General features: G+C 45.2%; 5 protein-coding genes. 2 read left to right on the top strand and 3 right to left on the bottom strand.

Features of this window, described 5'->3' with window-relative positions:
- The 3 genes from K1X84_16400 to K1X84_16390 all read right to left on the bottom strand — a co-directional run.
- On the bottom strand, positions 1-3,304 hold a 3,304-nt coding region (locus K1X84_16400), incomplete at its 3' end, for a methylmalonyl-CoA mutase family protein (protein MBX7153211.1).
- A gap of 44 nt (positions 3,305-3,348) precedes the next feature.
- Positions 3,349-3,945 carry an ATP synthase F0 subunit C gene (locus K1X84_16395; GenBank protein MBX7153210.1) on the bottom strand — a complete coding sequence of 199 codons (597 nt, stop codon included), beginning with the start codon at positions 3,943-3,945 and terminating at the stop codon, positions 3,349-3,351.
- A gap of 21 nt (positions 3,946-3,966) precedes the next feature.
- On the bottom strand, positions 3,967-4,686 hold the full coding sequence (locus K1X84_16390; GenBank protein ID MBX7153209.1) for a rhomboid family intramembrane serine protease: 720 nt from the start codon (positions 4,684-4,686) through the stop codon (positions 3,967-3,969).
- Between the two features lie 159 nt (positions 4,687-4,845).
- Between K1X84_16390 and K1X84_16385 the strand changes: the two genes are divergently transcribed.
- Together K1X84_16385 and K1X84_16380 are read left to right on the top strand one after the other, a co-directional pair.
- Positions 4,846-6,048 (top strand): class I SAM-dependent rRNA methyltransferase, encoded by a 1,203-nt coding sequence (locus tag K1X84_16385; protein ID MBX7153208.1) that lies wholly within the window; start codon positions 4,846-4,848, stop codon positions 6,046-6,048.
- A 33-nt stretch (positions 6,049-6,081) separates the two neighbouring features.
- The coding region (locus tag K1X84_16380; GenBank protein MBX7153207.1) for a hypothetical protein at positions 6,082-6,608 on the top strand (527 nt) is incomplete at its 3' end.

Genomic DNA, 6,608 nt, shown 5'->3' with positions numbered 1-6,608 from the left:
CTTTTTCGTGAATTTTCCAGAAAGCCTGCAGTTGATGGATCTGGGCTTCCTTTTCATCTTTGGTTGAACGGATCAATTCCGTAGGTTTGGCTTCGCTTCCTCCTGAAGGATTGAGAAACGTATTCACGCCAACGATCGGTAATTGGCCGCTGTGTTTTAAATTTTCATACAACAGCGATTCTTCCTGGATTTTATTACGCTGGTACATCGTCTCCATCGCTCCCAAAACGCCTCCGCGTTCTGAAATACGATCGAATTCCGATAAAATCGCTTCCTCGACGAGATCAGTCAACTCTTCGATGATAAACGAGCCTTGCAGTGTATTTTCATTTTTAGCAAGTCCAAGTTCTTTATTGATGATCAATTGAATCGCCATCGCACGGCGAACGGATTCTTCCGTCGGCGTTGTAATCGCTTCGTCGTACGCGTTGGTATGGAGTGAATTGCAATTATCGTAAATGGCCATCAAGGCCTGCAACGTTGTGCGGATATCGTTGAAACTGATTTCCATCGCGTGCAAACTCCGTCCGGAAGTTTGAATGTGATATTTCAGTTTCTGTGAACGGTCATTGCTTTTGTATTTGTATTTCAGGGCGATGGACCAAATGCGGCGCGCGACGCGGCCAATCACGGAATATTCCGGATCGAGACCATTGGAAAAGAAAAAGGACAAATTCGGCGCAAAATCATCAACATTCATTCCACGTGAGAGGTAGTATTCGAGATACGTAAAGCCATTCGCCAGAGTAAACGCTGTCTGCGTAATAGGATTGGCGCCGGCTTCGGCGATATGATATCCGGAAATACTGACCGAGTAATGATTGCGAATTTTATTTTTGACGTAATATTCCTGCATGTCGCCCATCATTTTGAGTGCGAATTCCGTCGAAAAAATACATGTATTCTGCGCCTGGTCTTCTTTGAGAATATCCGCTTGTACTGTACCGCGCACGACGCTGAGCGTGTTTGTTTTAATTTTTTCGTACGTCTCGTGATCGACGAGTTTATCGCCGGTCGTGCCCAATGTGCCATAGCCAAACATCACCCCATCGTATTTAATTGCTTTTGCATAATGCGGATGCGAGTGATCGACTTTGGGTTTATTTAATTTATTCGCTTGTCCGTTTTCACGGAGGTATTTTTCAACTTGTTGATCGATGGCCGTATTGAAAAACATCGCCAAAATCATCGGCGCAGGACCGTTGATCGTCATTGAAACGGAAGTATTCGGATCGCACAGATCGAATCCGGCGTACAATTTTTTCATATCATCGAGCGTACAGATCGATACTCCGGAATTACCGATCTTGCCGTAAATATCCGGGCGATAATCCGGATCTTCGCCGTAAAGCGTCACAGAATCAAACGCGGTTGATAATCGCGCATACGGCTGATCCTTGGAAAGATAATGAAAACGTTTGTTGGTACGCTCCGGTGTGCCTTCACCCGCAAACATGCGCGTCGGATCTTCACTCGTACGTTTGAATGGAAATACACCGGCAGTGTACGGAAACTCTCCCGGAACGTTTTCTTTCATGATCCATTGCAGTAAATCGCCCCAATCTTTGTATTGCGGCAAAGCTACCTTGGGAATGCGCGTACCGGAAAGCGAATGAATAGAGAGCTCGTTGATAATTTCTTTGTCGCGAACTTTCGTGACCATTTTATCCTGAGCATACAATTTTTTAAATTCATCCCACGCTTCCAGCCGTTTTTTAAATTCCGGCCGCAACCGAATATTGAGATTATCAATCATGCGGTCGATAGAACGTATGATTTCATCGGTGTTCGAAACTTTATCAAAATTAATTTTCGATGTGCTTTCGCCTTCGTCGGAACCGATTTCAAAAGACTTCAATTGTCCGGATGCCAGTGAATCCTGCGACGAGAAGATTTCTTTTGTTCCTTTAAGTTGATAAATCTTGCGTGCAACTTCCGATTGTTCGCCGACAAATCTGTGGTAGCCGCGAACGGTATCGGTAATTTCACTGAGATAACGCGTGCGTTCGGGAGGAATGATATATTTCTTCTTGCTCATTTCGTCGGTCAATTGCATCGACGACGACCAATTGGCTTTGACGCGTTCATTAATGAGGCGGATGAGGTGTGTATATAATACGTTCACACCGGGATCATTAAACTGGCTTGCAATAGTACCGAAAATCGGCAACGTTTCATCCACCGCTTCAAAAAGTTTACGGCTGCGTTTGTATTGCTTTCTTACGTCGCGCAAAGCATCCAATGAACCGCGTTTGTCAAATTTATTAAGTACGACAATATCGGCAAAATCGATCATGTCGATTTTTTCGAGTTGCGTTGCCGCGCCGAAATCAGACGTCATCACGTACATCGAAACATCCACCAGATCGACAATCTCCGAGTCCGACTGCCCGATGCCGGCCGTTTCGACAATGATCAAATCAAAGGCCGCGGCACGAACAATTTCAATTGCTTCTTCGATAGCTTTGCTGAGTGCAAGATTGGATTGCCGCGTTGCAAGACTGCGCATATACACACGCGGATTGACAATCGAATTCATCCGGATACGGTCGCCCAGCAACGCACCGCCGGTTTTACGTTTCGACGGATCGACGGAAATGATCGCGACATTTTTATCCTGAAAATCATGAATGAAACGGCGAACGAGTTCATCCGTCAGTGAACTTTTGCCTGCGCCGCCGGTGCCGGTAATTCCGAGCACAGGAATCGTTTTTGACGGCTTGATTGTATCAAGTCTTTTACGGAGCGCATCGAGGCTCCCGTTCGTCGATTCCTCCACGAGGCTTTCGGCGTAAGTGATCAATTGCGCAATCACTCGCGGATCTTTTTTATTGAGTGTTTCGACTTGTCCGTTGAGATGATCGATGGTAGGAAAATCCGTACGGCGTAACATGTCATTGATCATGCCTTGCAAGCCAAGTTGACGACCGTCTTCAGGCGAATAAATTTTATCGATTCCGTAGGATTCCAGTTCCTGAATTTCTTCGGATACGATGACGCCGCCGCCGCCGCCGAAAATTTTGATATGCCCGGCGCCTTTTTGTTTAAGCAAATCGCGCATGTATTTAAAATATTCGATGTGGCCGCCTTGGTACGAACTCACGGCAATCGCCTGAGCGTCTTCCTGGATGGCCGTATTGACGACATCTTCGGCTGAACGGTTATGACCGAGATGAATGACTTCGACGCCCGATGCTTGTAAAATTCTCCGCATGACGTTGATGCTAGCGTCATGACCGTCGAATAAACTGGCGGCCGTCACAAAACGGATTTTATTTTTCGGTTTATAAATCTCGGTTTCCATACGAATCCTTTTATATCACTTATTTATTTTTTTCGCATTCAAGCCTATTGAGTCACACTTCCTTGAGCAATTTTATTAACGAAAATGCCTTCGATTCTTTCACGATTGGGAAATAACATAACCACCAAACTTAAAAACAGCGCCGCCGTGATCAGGTTGAGCCAATATTCCGGATAATGATGCATCACCCCATTCGTCACGGCTAAAAGACAAATGACAAGACCGAAAAGAGCTGACGATTCCAACATAGCCAAACGAAGGATCATCGCTGTACGAATGACCACCATACATTTAAATACCGGGTCGGTAATTGGCTGACCTTTTTCATCGTTGAATGTTTTTGATACAGCTTCCCGCAATTTGCTCTCCGTAAATTGCATGTTGTAAATGAAGGTTGATCCGTAATACAACGTTGCCGCCATCAGGGCATGGATCAGCGTCAGAATTTTGATCAAATCGAGATTTTGATCGGCCATGCGCTGATCATACTCCGGCTGCGCCGTATACAAAAAAACTACAACGCCCAAAAAAGCCGTCACTCCGACGCCCAATGCCGCTTGTATAATTTGCAAAGTCTTGATATGTGCATCAGTCAATTTAGACTGAAATTCCTGCAACGTAACTTCCGATAAGGTTGTCATAAGCCACTCTCCGGATTAAATTTACTCCAACTCATCGATTCCGTCTTTTTCAAAAACTTCGATTCGTTCCGTGCGTGGTTTTCTAAAAAACAACGACAGAATCGCGCCCACTACAAATCCGCCAAAATGCGCCCACCACGCCACGCCGCCCAATGTTTCTCCGGCCATGATCGACGCGGTGCCTTGAAAAAATTGTAATAAAAACCAAAATGCCAGAAAGAAAAAAGCCGGAATTTCAATAATTTGTATAAAAATAAATATCGGTAATAACGTCACGACACGTGATCGTGGAAATAAAAATAAGTACGCGCCCATAACGCCGGCCACGGCGCCGCTTGCACCGATCGTTGGTATTCGTGAAGCCGAATTAAGATAAATATGCGTCAGTCCGGCCGCTACGCCGCAAAAAATATAAAATACAAAAAAACGGCCGTGCCCCATTCGATCTTCGACATTGTCGCCGAAAATCCACAAATACCACATGTTGCCGATCACGTGCATCCATCCGCCGTGCAAAAACATCGACGACAACAACGGCATGAACCGGTCGCCCCAATCGCCCGGTTTAAAATCGGCCAACCAAAAATATTTGGCCGGAATAATTCCAAATACTTGAACGAATGCATTCAGTTCCGGCCCTAAAAACAACTGATAAAAAAATATCAATGCATTCGCTGCAATCAGGACAATCGTTACAATCGGAAACGTGGCCGACGGTATCGTATCTCGAAGTGGAATCATTCAGGTGTTCAAGTCTTATAACTGCCCTAATTTATCCCAATACGGGCATTTATTCCAATTATTTTTTAATCCGGCGGCACTTTAACGATTGTTTTTCAATCGCTTCTCCGCTATATTGTTTGCGCTTTTTTTACACTGTTTTTTTACACTGTATTATTCATGAATCGAATTAAACTCAAAGAAGGCAAGGATAAAAAAATCCGGAATAATTATCTTTGGATTTTCCGGGATGATATTGCCACCCTGTTCAGGGATCGCGAGGCCATCGACGACGGTTCCGTTGTAGAAATTTATGACTCTGAAAATAAATTTCTGGCCGTCGGTTCATACAATTCAAAATCGCATATTGTGACGCGGGTGTGGTCTAAACAAAACGTCACGATTGACCGCGGTTTTTTTTACCACCGGATTAAAAAAGCGTTGGAATTCCGGCAATCTTTAAAAATCGATTCCAACGCACAACGGCTCATTCATTCGGAAGCCGACTATTTACCCGGACTCATGGTGGACCAATTCGGAGAATATTTAGTTTTGCAGATCCGTTCTCTTGGAATGGAAAAATTCAAATCGGATATTATCGATATTCTGAGAGAATTACTCCATCCTAAAGGAATTTACGAGCGGAGTGATATGGAATCGCGACAGGAGGAAGGCCTTGAACCCGTTTCGGGGGTTTTACACGGAGAAGTGCCGGAATTCATCGATATCCGTGAAAATGATTTACAATTCCGCGTCGATATGGCCAAAGGCCATAAAACCGGTTTCTATCTCGACCAGCGGGATAACCGCGCCTACGTGCAGCAACTTATTAAACCCAATCAACGTACGCTTGATTTATTTTCGTATTCCGGCGGATTTGCGATCGCGTTGGCACACGCCGGCGCTTCCGTAACGGCTATCGATTCCGATCCTGATGCGGTCGCCATGGCTATAGAAAATGCCAAATTGAACAACGTTGAAAAAAAATGCGAATTCATCGCGCAGGATGTCTTTCAGTTTTTGGATCAACAAGGCGACTTGCAAAAAGCGTCACCGGACAAAGTTCGTAAATTTGATCTTATTGTGATCGATCCGCCCGCGATCGCCAAACGTAAAGAAGGCATGGATAAACTAAAATGGGCTTATTGGAAATTATTACTCGGTACAATTAAATTATTAAATCCCGGCGGACATATCGTGCTCTCGTCATGCGCGTACCACATGGACGTAGACCGGATGCTGGAAGCGGCCCGGTTCGCGACGGCGGATCTGGGCGTACGTTTTCGCGTTCATTCCGTTACGTATCAGCCGCCGGATCATCCGTGGGTTTTGCAAATTCCGGAAACGTTGTATCTCAAAACGGTTTATTTTCAATTAATGTAATCGATATCCTTTCAACCAGCAGAGGAGTGAGACGTGAAAACTTACTGGCTTATTATATGTTTGACGGCTGCATCGTTACTGAGCGGCTGTTTTGAAACGACGGCGCGGTATGTATTGAATCCCGACGGATCGGGAAAAGCCACGCTCGAAGTACGCTCCGCATCCATGATGGAAAACATGAGCGCGGGCTCAGCAAAAGATCCGCTTAACGAACTGGCAAAATCCGTTATCTCAAAAGCTACCGGCGTCGAAGCATGGGCCGACGTCGAAACCAAAAAGCTCGACGACGGACGCAATTACTTCAAAGGCACCGCTTACTTCCGCGACGTCAACGCCGTGCGTTTCAAAGACGTGATGTTGATGGACAGTATTACGTTTTCAAAAAATGCCAAAGGTGATCTGGTTCTGGAAATTTCTTCCAACAAAGAATCCAAAAAGAAATCTGAGTCGAAACCTTTGACCAATCAGGCCGACATCGATAAAGCAATTAAAGACCAGAAAAACGGCTATCAGCAAATCAAACCGATGTTGACGGCATTTTTGAGTTCGATGCGGACGGA

It is taken from the genome of bacterium, assembly GCA_019695335.1.
Classification (GTDB): domain Bacteria; phylum CLD3; class CLD3; order SB21; family SB21; genus JABWBZ01.
Note: the sequence above shows the minus strand (reverse complement) of the source record. Positions and strands in the feature narration are given on the sequence as shown.